General features: G+C 43.5%; 16 protein-coding genes. 2 read left to right on the top strand and 14 right to left on the bottom strand.

Annotation, left to right across the window (positions count from 1 at the left end; all coding sequences use genetic code 11):
- Positions 1-113: 113 nt before the first annotated feature.
- From M0C34_RS07805 to M0C34_RS07740, 14 genes are all read right to left on the bottom strand, one after another.
- Entirely contained in the window at positions 114-938 is an 825-nt protein-coding gene (locus M0C34_RS07805) for a flagellin N-terminal helical domain-containing protein (RefSeq protein ID WP_248715069.1), read from the bottom strand.
- 211 nt (positions 939-1149) lie between these two features.
- Positions 1150-2364 carry a flagellar hook-associated protein FlgL gene (flgL, locus tag M0C34_RS07800; RefSeq protein WP_248715068.1) on the bottom strand — a complete coding sequence of 405 codons (1215 nt, stop codon included), beginning with the start codon at positions 2362-2364 and terminating at the stop codon, positions 1150-1152.
- A gap of 7 nt (positions 2365-2371) precedes the next feature.
- Positions 2372-4345 carry a flagellar hook-associated protein FlgK gene (flgK, locus tag M0C34_RS07795; RefSeq protein WP_248715067.1) on the bottom strand — a complete coding sequence of 658 codons (1974 nt, stop codon included), beginning with the start codon at positions 4343-4345 and terminating at the stop codon, positions 2372-2374.
- Between the two features lie 7 nt (positions 4346-4352).
- Entirely contained in the window at positions 4353-5363 is a 1011-nt protein-coding gene (flgJ, locus tag M0C34_RS07790) for a flagellar assembly peptidoglycan hydrolase FlgJ (RefSeq protein ID WP_248715066.1), read from the bottom strand.
- Positions 5364-5365: 2 nt separating this feature from the next.
- Complete coding sequence (locus M0C34_RS07785; RefSeq protein WP_248715065.1) at positions 5366-6466, bottom strand: flagellar basal body P-ring protein FlgI; 1101 nt, start codon at positions 6464-6466, stop codon at positions 5366-5368.
- Between the two features lie 25 nt (positions 6467-6491).
- Entirely contained in the window at positions 6492-7166 is a 675-nt protein-coding gene (gene flgH, locus M0C34_RS07780) for a flagellar basal body L-ring protein FlgH (protein ID WP_248715064.1), read from the bottom strand.
- 26 nt (positions 7167-7192) lie between these two features.
- Complete coding sequence (flgG, locus tag M0C34_RS07775) at positions 7193-7981, bottom strand: flagellar basal-body rod protein FlgG (protein WP_248715063.1); 789 nt, start codon at positions 7979-7981, stop codon at positions 7193-7195.
- Positions 7982-7997: 16 nt separating this feature from the next.
- Positions 7998-8744 carry a flagellar basal-body rod protein FlgF gene (gene flgF, locus M0C34_RS07770; RefSeq protein ID WP_248715062.1) on the bottom strand — a complete coding sequence of 249 codons (747 nt, stop codon included), beginning with the start codon at positions 8742-8744 and terminating at the stop codon, positions 7998-8000.
- 158 nt (positions 8745-8902) lie between these two features.
- On the bottom strand, positions 8903-10240 hold the full coding sequence (gene flgE, locus M0C34_RS07765; protein WP_248715061.1) for a flagellar hook protein FlgE: 1338 nt from the start codon (positions 10238-10240) through the stop codon (positions 8903-8905).
- Between the two features lie 31 nt (positions 10241-10271).
- On the bottom strand, positions 10272-10943 hold the full coding sequence (locus M0C34_RS07760) for a flagellar hook assembly protein FlgD (RefSeq protein ID WP_248715060.1): 672 nt from the start codon (positions 10941-10943) through the stop codon (positions 10272-10274).
- A gap of 10 nt (positions 10944-10953) precedes the next feature.
- Positions 10954-11373, bottom strand: a complete 420-nt coding sequence (flgC, locus tag M0C34_RS07755; RefSeq protein ID WP_248715059.1) for a flagellar basal body rod protein FlgC — start codon at positions 11371-11373, stop codon at positions 10954-10956.
- Complete coding sequence (gene flgB / locus M0C34_RS07750) at positions 11373-11771, bottom strand: flagellar basal body rod protein FlgB (protein WP_248715058.1); 399 nt, start codon at positions 11769-11771, stop codon at positions 11373-11375. The genes flgC and flgB overlap by 1 nt, the downstream gene beginning before the upstream one ends.
- A gap of 186 nt (positions 11772-11957) precedes the next feature.
- Entirely contained in the window at positions 11958-12782 is an 825-nt protein-coding gene (locus M0C34_RS07745; protein WP_248715057.1) for a CheR family methyltransferase, read from the bottom strand.
- Between the two features lie 12 nt (positions 12783-12794).
- The gene (locus M0C34_RS07740; RefSeq protein ID WP_248715056.1) at positions 12795-13706 is read right to left on the bottom strand and encodes a chemotaxis protein CheV; all 912 of its coding nucleotides are present in this window, start codon (positions 13704-13706) and stop codon (positions 12795-12797) included.
- A gap of 167 nt (positions 13707-13873) precedes the next feature.
- Between M0C34_RS07740 and flgA the strand changes: the two genes are divergently transcribed.
- Both flgA and flgM read left to right on the top strand, forming a co-directional pair.
- Positions 13874-14554, top strand: a complete 681-nt coding sequence (gene flgA, locus M0C34_RS07735; RefSeq protein WP_248715055.1) for a flagellar basal body P-ring formation chaperone FlgA — start codon at positions 13874-13876, stop codon at positions 14552-14554.
- Between the two features lie 76 nt (positions 14555-14630).
- A complete protein-coding gene (flgM, locus tag M0C34_RS07730) occupies positions 14631-14954 on the top strand; it encodes a flagellar biosynthesis anti-sigma factor FlgM (RefSeq protein ID WP_248715054.1) in 324 nt (107 codons plus the stop codon).
- Positions 14955-14958: the final 4 nt, after the last annotated feature.

The following is a 14958-nucleotide window of genomic DNA, read 5'->3' as shown; positions in this document are numbered from 1 at the left end:
CTAAAGCGCAACTTATTATTGGTATGGAAATGAGCCTCCTAAGAGTACTAATTGCGCTACTGCAGCCTGAGGACGGTGGATTGAACCCCCACCGTCCTTTCTTTTTACCTGGATTAACCGAGTAATGATAATGCAGCCTGAGGACGTTGGTTTGCTTGAGCCAAAATAGTGGTTGAGGTCTGCTGAATAATCTGGTTACGCGTTAATTCAGCGGTCTCTTTAGCGAAGTCTGTATCTCTAATACGTGAGCGCGCCGCAGTAACATTTTCTGAGATATTCGATAAGTTACGAATAGTCGATTGGAAACGGTTTTGCACCGCACCGAGTTCTGCACGCTTACCATCGATAATCTTCATCGCTGAATCAATGGCTGTCATTGCCGCACTTGCGCCAGCAACACTAGAAACAGACAGAGCGCCCAAACCTAAGCCAGAAGTACCCCAGCCTCCACTGCGAGAGATATTAACACTGATATTTTGACCAGCATTAGCACCCACCAAGAAGCTAGACGAGAAAGTACCATCGAGTACGTTAACGCCACCAAATTGAGTTGTGGTGCCGATACGGCTCATTTCAGCTTTAAGTTGAGACACTTCTTGTTGAAGCGCGATACGGTCATCTGAGTTATTGATACCATCTTGTGATTGGATAGCCAATACTCGAATTCGCTGTAAAGAGTTGGTAATTTCGTCCATCGCGCCTTCAGCCGTTTGCGCTAGAGAAATACCATCTTGGGCATTCATTACAGCACGGTCTAAACCTTGAATTTGCGAAGTCATACGGTTTGAAATTTGTAAGCCAGCCGCATCATCTTTTGCACTATTAATACGCAAACCCGATGATAAACGTTGGAATGAGGTATCTAATGACCAGCCAGATTGCGTTAATTGGCGCTGAGCATTAATAGATGACACATTTGTATTTACGTATAAAGCCATGATATTTCTCCTATCTATATTTAACCATTTACAGGTTTTATAATTTGTCAGTTATTTTGTTTTTCTGACTTACCTATATAACGGCAACGCTTCAATATTCTTTAGCAATTTATTTTATTTTTTTGTTTTATATATAAGCTGTAAAACAAAAAAGGTTGCTTCAATATTGAAGCAACCTTTATAACGGCAGACTAAGAATATACTTTAGGGTTTATAGGTAATTAAATAGCGAAAGTTGGCTAATGCGGCTGTATGAAGAGTAAGATGTATTAAGCGCTAGTTCGGCTTTCTGAAGGTTGCTCACCGCCTCAGCAAAATCCACCTCACTGACAGAAGCCCTTGATTTTTGGTTGATTATATCCATAGCTGACGCTGAATTTCGTACCGACTCTAGGGAGTTTCCTCGGGCACCTAGCGAGCCCAAGGTTAAATTCACCCTTTCCATCGCATTATCAACGCCTATTAAAAAATCATTCTGGGCAGCAACAAATTCGCCTTCAGGAATAGTATTATCCTCAAGCGCGGTAATAAAATCACCTAACATATTTAAAATATTGTCTTTCACTGGAGGGGCTAACTCAAATTCTTCAGGTGGACCACCGGCAGCGCCGGTAACCACCACATCGATACCATTAAAGTTAATGAGTTCTCCTGAAGTATAATCGCCCACCACAGGGGGTACTAATGACGCTCCACCATTATCTAAAATTTCATAAGTATCTGGAGCACCAGCATTGGTTTGAACTAAAAATTGATTATTAGCCGGATTAATAGGATCGTAATTTAACTTATGAAATGAATCATAGGCTTTTTGATCAGATATCGTAGTGGTAATATTAGCGGTTAAATCGTTTGTAACAAAACGTTTAAATACATTATCAAATATTTCTTGGCCGGTATCATTACTTTGAATATAAACCGATGATGAAACTTTTAATTCATTAACACCTACATCACCCTGGTAGTTGTAGTTTTGCCCGTCATATACATAGGGCTTCTTTTGGGTTTGAAAACCCGAAAAAATGTAACTGCCATCGGCATTTTGACTATTCATAAAGTCAAACATTTGATCTTGAATTTGGCGTAATTCTTGAGCGAGCGAGGCGCGCTCTGTTTCGCCGTTAATACCGTCACCTGATTGCACACCTAATACACGCGCTCTTTGTATGGCTGTCATCATGCCATCGAGAGTCGTTTCTTCAAAGTTCAGTGCATTTTCTAACAAGGTACCATTTTTTAGGTGTTGCTCTGTTAAGGTGATTTCGGTACTTAAAAACATGGTTTTACTCATGTCAGAAGGACCATCGGCCGCGGTAAGTAATTTTTTATTGGTAATTAAATGCTGGTTCATTTTCTCAACTTGTTGCTGAGAATTAAGCACCCCATTCAATGAGCTTTGATACAAATTAATACTCGATACACGCATAATTAGCCTACCTCACCGACGCTAATAAGGTTTGAAAGGTCTCTTGAGCCGCACTTATCACTTGAGCGGAAGCCGCATAAGCCTGCTGAAAGCGAATTAAATTGGATGCTTCTTCATCAAGGTTAACCCCTGATATAGAATTATGCCGCTGAGTACTTTGCTCTAAAAGTGAAGATGCCGCAGATGCAGACACCCTAGCTTCGCTGGTTTTACCACCCACAAAACTCACTAAACTGGCGTAAGCATCGTTCATGGTCATTTTATTATCACCCGTGGCAGCTAAGCTTTTACGTACTAAATCTTTTTGTTGTAAATCAACCATTCGCAGCGCGTTATAGTTGTCATTAAAACCATCGGTATTGTACCCCATGGTAAATACGTCACCTTCCTGCACATCCCCGTCGATATTGATCTCATAACCCGGAGATAAAGCCGGTGTAGCATTAGCAAATATCTGCTGGCCCGCAGTCGACGCAGGCGCGGTGGCCAACAGGCCACCAGAACCATCGTAAATATCATAGTCGCCAGCTGCGTTTATACGCACCTCATGCGGGCCATTTACATCATAACCACCAGGCAGGGTAAAATCTGAGGTAGCAGGGTCGGTATCGTAGATAGAATCAATCGAAACCGTGGCATTTCCACGGTTATTCAGTTCACGCTCTACGCGTATAGGCGCCGCCAAGGCCAACTTTTCTGGCTGGCTCATACTCACTACCATTTGTGCAGCAGCATCACGCGTAGGCTGTATTAAATGCTTATCACCCGCAGCAAATGGCCCTGATGAGAAATCCCAATCCATGCCATCTAACTGAAAATTTGTCGGCGGAATAGACCCCGATACCACCGAGTCAATGGCACTATCCCCATCATAACGTTGTACTTCAAAGGTCGTAGGCGAGATAAACGATACCCGGTAGTCGTAAGGGCTCACTTCACTGCCACTGCCCGCGACAAAAGTTCCGCTGATGGTGCCAGCCGTGGTATTGCTGGAAAACTCTTTACTATTAAAAGTTGGCAAAGTGAAAATATCGGTGCCGATATCCCCATTTAAGTCCATGCCTAATGAGTTTTGTTGGTTAAATGCATCTGCCATCGCAATGGATAGCTGGCCTAATTGGTTACGACTAACATCCAGGGTGGTTTTACGGTATTCCATTAAACCACCAATGGTACCGCCTATTTCCTCACGACCAATAATTCGGCTAGAGCCAGCCAGTGTCAGAGTCATTTCTTTTTGCGTTTTATCGGGATCACCATCAACCATATTCAGTTGGGTGTAATCATCTTCCAATACTAGGGCTTGGCCTGAGCGCATAAACACCAAGGTAGAGCCGCTATCTTGAACAATGGTATTAATGTCGATAAGTTCTGCTAGTTCTTTGATTGCTTGGTCACGTTTATCAGACAAAATAGCAGTATTGCCATCTAAGGGACTGCCCCCTGCGGCTACAATTTCTTTGTTTATTTCAGCAATATTAGTAATTAAAGCGTTAGCTTCATTAGACTTTTCAACCAAGTCTTGGCTGATATTTTTTTCTTGAATTTGGTACTGTTCGTTAAGCGTGCGGTAACGGTCAGTTAATGCATTGAATTGAGATAAGGCCAACTCTCGAGTAGACAGGGCCGTAGGATTATCTGTTGTAGCGTGTAACTGGGTAAACATGTCGTCGAATTTAGAACTTAACGACAAAGCATCATCACTAAGAATCGCATCGATAGTACTTACCGATTCCAAGTAAGCGTTACGGCTGGCAAAGGTAGAAGTATCGCGAAACATTTGCGCTTGAGCAAAACCATTCAATACACGTTCGGTATACCCTTCCCTCACCCCACCTAAAGTATCGGCAGTATAAAATGTTCGCTGAAGGCTATAACCAGGAGTATTAACATTGGCAATGTTGTTACCCGTGGTCATCAATAGGCGCTGTTGAGCAGCCACCCCTGATGAACCAATCGTTAACAGGTCATTCATAGCCATAATCTAATTACTCCCCTTCAACATCAGAACGACGAAAGTCGGAAAAATGACGACTATCGAGTATTTGGCCAATCTTATTGGCGTACTGAGGGTCGGTCGCATAGCCCGCATTTTGTAATTCTGCAGCATAGCGTTTGGCATCCATCCCATTGGCGACAGCCTGTTGATAACGAGGCCCTTCAACAAACGACAAGTAGTCTTTAACACTCTCTTCGAAAGAGTCGTAAGAGCGAAACGCAGCGCGTTCTTGCTTAGCTTGCCCATCTCTATACTCTAAAGTGTTCACGACTGCTTTATCTCCTTGCCAGCGTTTGTCGGCTTTAATACCAAACAAATTATGGCTGCTTGTTCCGTCATTATTGGCTATCACTTTTTTACCCCACCCCGATTCCAGTGCTGCTTGGGCTACAATGGCCATAGGCTCAATGCCTTTATCTACCGCCCACTTTTTGGCTATCGGCAACAATGTTTCAATAAATTCGCTGGGGGTGGCAAAACTTTGCCCTTTTGCCGCATCTACTTGTTGCGGTTTTTCAAGTGAATCGCGATTAATACTCACTTTATCTAAAGTTTCCTTAACCGCGGCCGTTACACTAGTCGATACAGCAATTTCCTTGCCAACTGATGACTTAGCATCTAAAGCGCGTTGTTCAAGGTCGATATTCTGGCCACCGCGTAATACTGACGCTGGCGTCATGTTGGCAGCAGCGGGGTTCAGTTGCGCCACAATTAAGTCGGCTAAACCTAGCGCCCCCGAAGAAGATAACTCTAGTGCCATTTGATTATCATGCATGTCACGATAAGTTTGAGTATGTCGGTTATTTAATGGCGAGTCGTTTTCAAACAATGCGTTACTTTTACGCATTTGTTTTAGCAACATTTGCATAAACATAGCTTCAAATTGACTAGCGACCTGATTTAGTGCCTTGTTAGGGTCTTTTTGAGCCGAACTTCTAAGCTCATCTAAACTGGCTAAATCATGGTAATTTGCGCTTTGTTTGACCGCATCCATCGTCATCGTTAAATCACCATTAACTCGCCTTGAATTGCACCCGCTTGTTTTAGGGCTTCAAGGATTGATACCAAATCACCAGGTGCAACGCCTACGCGGTTAACCGCTCTAACCAAATCATCTAATGACGCACCAGGGTCAAAATTGAACATTCTTGAATCTTCTTGAGTGGCTTCAATGGTACTAACCGTAGTTTCTACCGTTTCGCCATCAGAAAATGCATTAGGCTGAGAAATAACCGGTGTTTCAGATATTTTCACCGTTAAGCCGCCGTGGGTAATCGCCGCAGGCAATAGCTTGACATCTTTACCAATAACAATGGTACCGGTACGAGAGTTAATAATGATTTTGGCCGACTCAGACGCTGGTTCAAAACTTAAATTCTCTAAAGTAGAAAGATAGGCAACACGTTGACCGGGGTCTCTTGGGGCAAACACTTGTACCGACGTGGCATCCATGGGTGTTGCCGTGTTTGGCCCCACTAAGCCATTAATGGTATCGGCTAAACGTTTGGCTGTTGTAAAGTCTGAACGCTTTAAATTAAAGGTTATGGTATCGCCACTCATAAAAGGTGAAGGCACCGAACGCTCTACAATCGCACCATTAGGAATACGCCCTACCGTAGGGGTATTGGATATAACCTTTGAGCCATCAGCGCCCTCTGCACCAAAACCGCCTACAATTAGGCTACCTTGAGCCAGCGCATAAACTTGGCCATCAGCCCCTTTTAAGAAGGTTTGAACTAGACTACCGCCGCGTAAACTTTTCGCTTCACCAATCGCAGAGATAGTGATATCAATTGTTTGACCGGGTTTAATAAATGCGGGGAGTTCTGCATGTACCGCCACAGGCGCTACATTTTTAATTTTTAAGTTAGTACCAGGTGGCACGGTAATACCAAAATTTCGAAGCATGGTGGCAAAAGACTGCTTCGCAAAATCACTGTTCTTCTCCCCTGTTCCCGGCAAACCCACCACTAAGCCATAACCTGTTAATTGGTTAGCACGTACGCCGGCTACATTAGCCACGTCTTTGATCCGCGCAGCACTAACAGTATTAACCACTAAACACAAACTGATACTGAACAACAAAATGCCACGTTTAAACATGAGAACTACTCCTAAAAATAAGGGCTTAGAATGGCCAAACTTGGCTATTAAAGAACTGAGATAACCAGCCCTGTTCGGTGGTATTAGCAAAATCACCAGTACCGCCATATTGAATTCGAGCGTTAGCAATACGAAGCGACATAATTGAATTATCAGGCGCTACATCTTCTGGACGAATAATCCCCGTTAGGCGAATATACTCATTGCCGTTATTAAGCATTAACCATTTTTCGCCACTAATAATTAAGTTGCCGTTAGCCAACACCTGCACCACGTTGACTGAAATATTGCCGGCTAAACTGTTACTTTGAGCGGCATCGGCTTCACCACTAAAGTCACTATCTTGACTAAGACCTAGTTCTATTGGGTTTCCACCTATGGTTGCTACACCACCGGGTACGGTAATCTGGTTAAGATTTAAGGTTTTGTCTTTAGCTAACTCGTTGCTGGCTGACTTACTGGCCTGGGTGCTTTCAGCTAGGGTGACCACGATAATGTCACCAACCCGATGTGCCTTTTTGTCCGAATATAAATTATTAGCTCTGTCTTCGGTAAATAACGACCCTGTAATCCGCGATTCAACGGCAACATCTTCAGGGTAAACAGGCGCGTAGGCAGGATCATCTGGCACCACGGTATTATTTACGCTAGCACAGCCTGCCATTGCAACACAGCCTGCCAAAACGATGAGTTTATACATGAGCAATCCCTCTCTCTAAACTTCGATTACAACTGTTGAGTTGCGAAGGTCAACATTTGGTCTACGGTAGAAATTACTTTTGAATTCATTTCGTAAACACGCTGAGCTTCAATTAAGTTAACCAGCTCTTCAGTCACATTCACGTTAGACGTTTCTAAAGAACCTTGGCGAATAGCACCTAAACCATTCTCTGAGGCGATTCCATTTTGTGGTGCTCCACTGGCACCGGTTTCGAGGTACAAGTTTTGTCCTCTAGGCTCTAAGCCCGACGGATTAACAAAATCAGTAATGGTAATTTGACCAATCACTTGGCTGTCTGTTTGCCCTGGTAAGCGAACACTCACCTCGCCGTCTTCGCCTACGGTAAAGCTCTGAGCATCTTCAGGTACCTGAATCTCTGGCTGCAAAGGGTAACCTGCGCCCGGCGTGACAATGGTGCCTTCGTCATTGAGACCAAATTGACCATTACGCGTATAGGCTGTTGTTCCATCAGGCATGAGCACTTCAAAAAAGCCCCGCCCATCAACCATTAAGTCGAACGCATTGTCAGTAGTTTGCACATTACCTTGATCATGATTTTTTTGAGTAGCCACCACTTTGGCACCCGCTCCAATCATCAGTCCCGAAGGCATCTTAGTATTTTGCGAAGAACGTCCGCCTGGCTGATTAATGGTTTGGTATAACAAGTCTTCAAATACAGCTCGACTTTTTTTGTAACCAATAGTGCTAGCGTTTGCTAGGTTATTAGAGATTACAGATACATTGGTTTGTTGGGCATCTAAGCCGGTTTTACTTATCCATAATGCGGGATGCATAATTCGCTCCTTATTCCTAACTTAATCGCAACAAGCTACTAGTGGCTTTTTCATTTTCTTCAGCGGCTTTCATCATTTTAATTTGCATCTCAAATTGACGTTGCATGCTGATCATATGGGTCATTTCTTGAATAGGGTTCACATTGCTACCTTCAACCGCACCTTTTACTAACTCCACCGTAGCGTCAGGTTGGTAAGGTTGACCATTGGTGGCTCTAAATAAACCATCTTGGCCTTTGGTTAAGTCCGCAGCGAATGGCTTGCTAAGTTTGATGCGATTAATTTCTTCTAAAGCATCAGCAGGAGCACCTTCAGGGCGGATTTCAATGGTTCCATCTTCATTAATTTCTAACTTTTCAACGGGTAAGGGAATAATGATAGGCGCATCTTGGTTACCTAAAACCGCTTGACCTTGCATGGTTTGCAACACACCGGCAGCAGAAATAGTAAAGTTACCATTGCGTGACAACGCTTCGTTTCCATCTTTGTCTTGAACCGATATCCAACCTTCACCTTTTACTGCCACGTCTAAATCTCGCCCGGTCGTTTTAAGTAAACCACCAGCAAAATTTTGACTAGGCTGCTCGGTCATCGCAAATACCCGCGATGGCATACCAGGGCCAAATGCTTGCATAGCGCGCGCATTTTCAATGTCGGCCTTAAACCCCGTGGTATTAGCATTGGCTAGGTTGTTTCCGCGTACCGCGAGCGAATGCATGTTTTGCTTTGCACCGGTCATCGATATGTAGAGTAGTTGGTCCATTATTTATTCCCTTCGTCAATTAGCTGACTCTAGGTAAATAACAGCAAGTATGATGCCAAACAAAATAAGGTGATAAAGAAGAAAGGAAATATCTATATAAATCAGACAAATAAAAAGGCAGCGAATGCTGCCTTTTTGTTAGAAAAGCATAAGCACGATTAGCGGATTTGGATAATCGTTTGCTGTAATGTCGAGTTAACTTCAAGTGCTCGAGAGTTAGCTTGGAAGTTACGCTGAGCGCTAATCAAGTTTACTAATTGCTCGGTCAAATTAACGTTGGCCTGCTCTAACGAAGCTGAATTAATTTTACCAAAGGTACCGGTGTTCGCTTCACCAGCGATGGCTTCACCACTAAGCTGAGTTTGCTGCCATGCGGTATCGCCAATTTGTGATAAACCTTGATTATTATTGAACTTGGCAATAGACACTTTAGCAATGTTTGATGTTTGACCATTGCTGTAAGAAGCCACCACTAAGCCATCAGGGCCAATATCGATCCCTGTTAATTTACCTACGGTCGAGCCATCTTGTGACAAGTTCGATACTTCAAACGCCGAATTATATTGGGTAGGAGAATTAAGGTTAAAGGTAATAGTTTGCGTAGGATCTACCGACCCTGTGACAGGATCCCATACTCCACCAGGGCCTGACGGCGGCGCCGTGCCCAAAGCAACCGTTTCAATGATTAACGGAGCAGAGGTGGCTAACGCACCGGTATTATCAAAGGTTAAGGTTGCCGAAGCTGGAATAGTAGGGTTTGAGTTACCAGCATTAGGTGTATTGGCCGTACCACCATTAACATCGACCGGTTCGCCGTCAATGTAAATCAGTTTGTGCCAAGTATTCGCGGTCGTATCGTCTTTTATAAAAAAGGTTTCCGCGACATGTGAGCCACCTTGCGAATCATAAACGGTTACCGAAGTCGCCGAGGTATAGGTATTGCTATCCGTTGGGTCAAAGTCGCCAAGGTCATGACTGGTGCCACTAGATGGTAAGTTGAAGGTCATATCAACTTGGCCAGTCATGGTCGGAGTTCCCACCTCGGTGCCAATTTTAATGGCATTGGTAGCAGCCATACTTACTGCCGATGGCGTACCGTTATTGTTTACGGTATAGCCTTGTAGGTACTGGCCTTGCGAATTAACAATAAAGTTGTCTGCATTTAACTTAAATGCCCCTGCCCGCGTAAATTCACGAGTTTGGGTGGTAAGATCTGAAGCAGTAACAAAGAAGCCTTCTCCGCTGACAGCCAAATCCAACGCATTTTGAGTAAAATTCAAACTACCTTGATGAAACTGTTGGGCAACATCAGCTGTTTTAACGCCATTACCCACAGCAGTACGAGCATTAGAGAAAATCGATGTTGCATACACATCGGCAAACTCAGCTCGCGACTCTTTAAAACCAATGGTGTTGACGTTAGCAATGTTATTCGCCGTTACGTCAAGATCCTTTTGCGAGGCATTGATGCCGCTTAGCGCGATATTAAATGACATCTCTCAATCTCCTATCGTTTAGTATTCTTTGTTAGGCTTTAGCTACTTCCAGCACATCGCTCATGGCGATACCACCTAATCCTTCTAAATTGACGACTACGCCAGATGTACCACCCGCCAAACTTACGCTACTTACGTTCGCAAAAGTTGCAGTGGGTAAACTGATCTCTTTACCGCCCTGAACGCCATTTACTTTGACGTTGTATTTTCCTTCTGGCATCGGATTCCCGTTAGAATCAGTGCCATCCCAAGAGAACGGAATGTTACCGCTGCCCTCTCCTAAATCGATAACCTTAACCACTTCGCCGGCTTGGTTTTCGACAGTAACTTTTACATTGGTAGTCGCTGCGCCTGTCACCGCAACGCCATCAAATCCAGAACCACTGTTATGACCGTAATCTAAAGGGACGAGTACTTTCTGGCCAACTAAGGTTGAGGCCTGCAGCGCCGCAGATGAATTCATAATAGAGTTCATCGTGTCAAACTTAGTGCCTAGCTCTGCAATACCTTCAGAGGTTTGAAAAGACGCCATTTGCGCAATCATTTCAGCATTGTCGACCGGTTTACTCGGGTCTTGATATTGCAATTGAGTCGTTAACAAGGCGAAAAAGTCTTCTTGGCCAAGTGACTGATTATTATTACTTTCAGGAACCACCGACTCGGGTTCCCAATAGCTGCCTTGTAGTGGATTAATAGTAGACACGGGCTACTCCTTAACTTTTACCCAAATTGAGAGTGCTATTTAGCATTTGTTTCGCAGCTTCTGCGACTTGCACATTAGCTTGATAGGAACGCGAAGCACTCATCATATCGGCCATCTCTTCGATCACATTAACGTTTGGCTTGAAAATGTAACCTTCTTCATTAGCCATCGGGTGTTCTGGGTAATACTCTTTACGTAATGGCGCATCAGACTCTACGATGCCGGCCACTGTGACTTTGGCTGATTCATTCATCGCACCACTGGCTCTATCTAATTCTGCCGCAAAAACCGGTTTTCTAGCGCGATAGGTTTGGTCAATACTCGAACTGATACTATCGGCATTGGCTAAGTTGCTGGCGGTGGTGTTTAAGCGCACCGATTGCGCCTTCATTGCCGAAGCCGAAATGTCAAACACATTAAAAAAACTCATTATTGACCTCCTTTAATCGCGTTCTTTAACCCACTAAACTTACTGGTCAAAAAACTGATCCCGGCTTGGTATTCCAAACCGTTTTGCATAAAGTCTGCTTTCTCTTGTTGCACGTCTACAGTGTTTCCATCACCGGTATCGGGTTGGTCGGGCACTCTGAAACCTAATTCTGAGAACTGGCTTCTTCCCCCTGTCATGTGACGCTCGTTAGTCACATGCATGCCGCCGTTTTGATTAGCCTTGGCAGCTGCAAACGCTTTATTAAAATTGATATCTTGTGCTTTATAGTTAGGCGTATCAGCATTGGCGATATTACTAGCGATAACTTCAGAACGTCGGGCTCTTACCCCTACGGTATGCTGATGAACCCCTAATGCTTTATCAAATGTTATCGCCATAAAAACCTCTCTACACAATTACAAATTCAAATTTGCAAAAGCTGTGCCATAGTTTTTTTGACGCTTTTTACTGAAGGAATATAAGGAGTTAGAGCAAGTGGCCAAGTACAGCGCAGCGCCACTCTAGAGGAAGCGGCAAAAAAGCGGCAAATGTTGCCCTACTCTGCCGCTTTGATTTTGCGTGACTTATTTTAGTTGGTAAACAATGCCAGGGTGGCAGCGTAACATATTAAATCGGTCGGTTAAGCCCGTGATAGATTCAGATGCCCCCAACATTAAATAACCATTAGGGTTCAGCGCTTGAGCAAACTGATTAAGAATTTTCGACTTCACATCAGCATTAAAGTAAATCAATACGTTACGACAAAAAATAATGTCGAACTTGCCCATTAATGCATAACTGTCGAGCAAGTTTAGCGGGCGAAAGTTTACATTTTTTCTCACTTTGTCATTAACTTTAAAGCGCCCATCACTGGTGGCTTCAAAAAACTGACGCTTACGCTCTGGCGATAAACCTCGGGCTAAAGCTAGTGGGTCATACTCACCTTTTTTGCAGTGTTCCAACATAGAAGGCGAAATATCGGTCCCCACAACTTGAACCCCCAATGGTAGGGCTCCTGGCTTTCTAGCTTGATACTCGAGAGACGTCATCATTATCGAGTAAGGTTCTTGACCTGATGAACTGGCAGCTGACCAGATTTTCACCGGCCGTGACATTTTTTGGTAATCAGGCAACAATTTGTCAGCCAGAAGCTGAAAGGGATAGGTATCACGAAACCATAGCGTTTCATTGGTGGTCATAGCATCAACCACCGCAGCTCTCAGCTCTCTTTCGCGCAAACTCATCGACTTCTGCACCAGCTCAGTCAAACTAGATAAGGAATATTGCGCGATCAATGGAGACAAACGGCTTTTGACCAAGTATTGCTTGTTATCGCCTAATACAATTCCACACTGCTTTTCTAAAAAGCCACAGAACTGCTTATATACATCATCAGTTATGGTTCTCAATGCATCCACTCTTTATAAAGATTGACGAACAGCTGCAGCTAACTCGTCTGGATTAAACTTAGCAATAAAGGCGTTGGCACCAACTTTATTCACCATTGCTTGGTTAAACACTCCACTTAGTGAAGTATGAAGAATTATATGTAAATCTTTTAAATCTGGATGAGATCGAACCTCAGCAGTCAGGGTATAACCATCCATTTCTGGCATTTCAATATCAGAAATCACCAACGCAATTTGATCGGTTATCGGTCCGTCTTTTGCCATGGCTGACAATAACTCTAAAGCTTCTCGGCCATCTTGACACAATAAGGCTTCAACCCCCAAAGAAGTCACCGCTCGCTTAACTTGATTCCTTGCTACTGATGAGTCATCTACCACCAATACTTTTTTATCAATTTTCACGTTCGCTACAGCTTCATCGACAATATCTTGGCTTACAGTGGTATCGACTGGGGAAATCTCATCTAAAATTTTCTCTACATCTAATATAGAAACCAATTCTTTTTCAACTTCAGTGACCGCTGTTAAGTAGTTAAATTTACCCGCCCCCTTTGGTGGTGGCAAAATATCTTCCCAGTTCATATTTACGATGCGCTCAACCGACCCCACTAAAAAGCCCTGTACCGAGCGATTGTACTCAGAAATGATGATAAAACACTTACTGAGATCTTCGATGGGTCTGCCGCCCGTTGCAGAACTAAGATCAATAACTGAAATGGTTTTACCGCGGATATGCGCCACACCGCGAATAACAGGGTTAAGTTTTGGCAAAGCAGTTAATGGTGGACATTGCAGCACTTCTTTTACTTTAAAAACATTAATGCCATAACGCTGAGTTCCATTTAATCGAAACAATAATAATTCGAGGCGATTTTGCCCTACCAACTGTGTTCGTTGATTTACCGAATCTAAAATACCCGCCATATATTCTTCACTCCTTGGAAAGGGGCACTATCTTTGCTTACCCCTGTATACTATCTTTCAATTTAGCTTAAAAGTCGTTTTTTTGACACAAGCTAACAAGGCATCACTTTGTTAAGCATAGACAAAAAAGCCAATTGTTACTTTGCTTTATCGGTATCATATAGGAAATGTTGATAAAAACTGTTACTTCACTGCTATTATTTTGTTTTAGCCTGACAGCTCACACCAGTGAGTTGCACCGACAGCTGGAAAAAGAAGCTGTTGATTTCGTTTATTCGCAAATGGCCCATAATGATTCACAGAAAATAGAACTAACCGCCAACCAGCTTGACGAACGCGTCACCCTAGCCAAATGCCCGAGTGGCTATAGCTATAGCTTAGCCAATGGAGAAGTGAGGCGTAATACCAGTGTATTGGTAAGCTGCAGCGATCAAAGTAATTGGCGATTATACATTCCTGTCCGTATGCAAGTATTACTGGCAGCGGTGGTAGCCAGCGGGCCAATTCAAGAAGGTGCCGCATTGAGTGCTTCGCAAGTATATTTAAAATTTTTGCCCGAGAATCGCCTGCGCGGCAGCTACTTTACTCAAGCAGAACCTTTGATTGGGGCAAAACTAAGGCGCTCAATAAGAAAAGACCAAATCATAACTGGGCGCGATATTTGCATAGTCTGTAAAGGTGACGCGGTGACAATTTCAGCCAACATGGGTGGATTAGTGGTGACCACGCAGGGAACGGCTTTGTCTAACGGGAGTATCGGTGATACCATCAAGGTTAGAAATAATCAGTCTCAGCGTCTTGTCACAGGGCGAGTAAAAGCATTAGGGCTGGTAGACGTAAAACTTTAATTTTTTTCTAAAGTTTTAATTTGTTAAGCCGATAGCATTATTGAATACGAAAATTGATTAACTGTGGGGCGCCATTATGGCTTTAAACATCAACAACTTAGGTGGGAACCGTCCAAGTCAACTTGATACTAATCGAGTAAACGACAAGACGACTAAAGAAAGCACTGAACAACGTTCAACTGCTGGTTCTACTGCAGCCCAGGATTCAGTGATGCTTACCAATGAAGCACAACAACTCAATCGTATTCAGCAGAATTTGCTTAATGAGTCTGATAGCAGAAACTCAAAGTTAGAATCCATTAAACAAGCTGTGGCCGATGGCAGCTACCAAGTTGACGCTAACCGAGTAGCCCAAAAAATGGGTGACTTTGAAAGTGAGTTTAACAAAGCCCTTGGATAGTTAA

Source organism: Agarivorans sp. TSD2052 (assembly GCF_023238625.1).
GTDB lineage: Bacteria > Pseudomonadota > Gammaproteobacteria > Enterobacterales > Celerinatantimonadaceae > Agarivorans.
This window is presented reverse-complemented; position numbering and strand designations above follow the sequence as displayed.

Excerpts from the sequence above, each read along its gene's own strand:
- M0C34_RS07805 (WP_248715069.1), bottom strand. The coding sequence starts at position 938 with ATGGCTTTATACGTAAATACAAATGTGTCATCTATTAATGCTCAGCGC.
- flgL (WP_248715068.1), bottom strand. The coding sequence starts at position 2,364 with ATGCGTGTATCGAGTATTAATTTGTATCAAAGCTCATTGAATGGGGTG.
- flgK (WP_248715067.1), bottom strand. The coding sequence starts at position 4,345 with ATGGCTATGAATGACCTGTTAACGATTGGTTCATCAGGGGTGGCTGCT.
- flgJ (WP_248715066.1), bottom strand. The coding sequence starts at position 5,363 with ATGACGATGGATGCGGTCAAACAAAGCGCAAATTACCATGATTTAGCC.
- M0C34_RS07785 (WP_248715065.1), bottom strand. The coding sequence starts at position 6,466 with ATGTTTAAACGTGGCATTTTGTTGTTCAGTATCAGTTTGTGTTTAGTG.
- flgH (WP_248715064.1), bottom strand. The coding sequence starts at position 7,166 with ATGTATAAACTCATCGTTTTGGCAGGCTGTGTTGCAATGGCAGGCTGT.
- flgG (WP_248715063.1), bottom strand. The coding sequence starts at position 7,981 with ATGCATCCCGCATTATGGATAAGTAAAACCGGCTTAGATGCCCAACAA.
- flgF (WP_248715062.1), bottom strand. The coding sequence starts at position 8,744 with ATGGACCAACTACTCTACATATCGATGACCGGTGCAAAGCAAAACATG.
- flgE (WP_248715061.1), bottom strand. The coding sequence starts at position 10,240 with ATGTCATTTAATATCGCGCTAAGCGGCATCAATGCCTCGCAAAAGGAT.
- flgC (WP_248715059.1), bottom strand. The coding sequence starts at position 11,373 with ATGAGTTTTTTTAATGTGTTTGACATTTCGGCTTCGGCAATGAAGGCG.
- flgB (WP_248715058.1), bottom strand. The coding sequence starts at position 11,771 with ATGGCGATAACATTTGATAAAGCATTAGGGGTTCATCAGCATACCGTA.
- M0C34_RS07740 (WP_248715056.1), bottom strand. The coding sequence starts at position 13,706 with ATGGCGGGTATTTTAGATTCGGTAAATCAACGAACACAGTTGGTAGGG.
- flgA (WP_248715055.1), top strand. The coding sequence starts at position 13,874 with ATGTTGATAAAAACTGTTACTTCACTGCTATTATTTTGTTTTAGCCTG.
- flgM (WP_248715054.1), top strand. The coding sequence starts at position 14,631 with ATGGCTTTAAACATCAACAACTTAGGTGGGAACCGTCCAAGTCAACTT.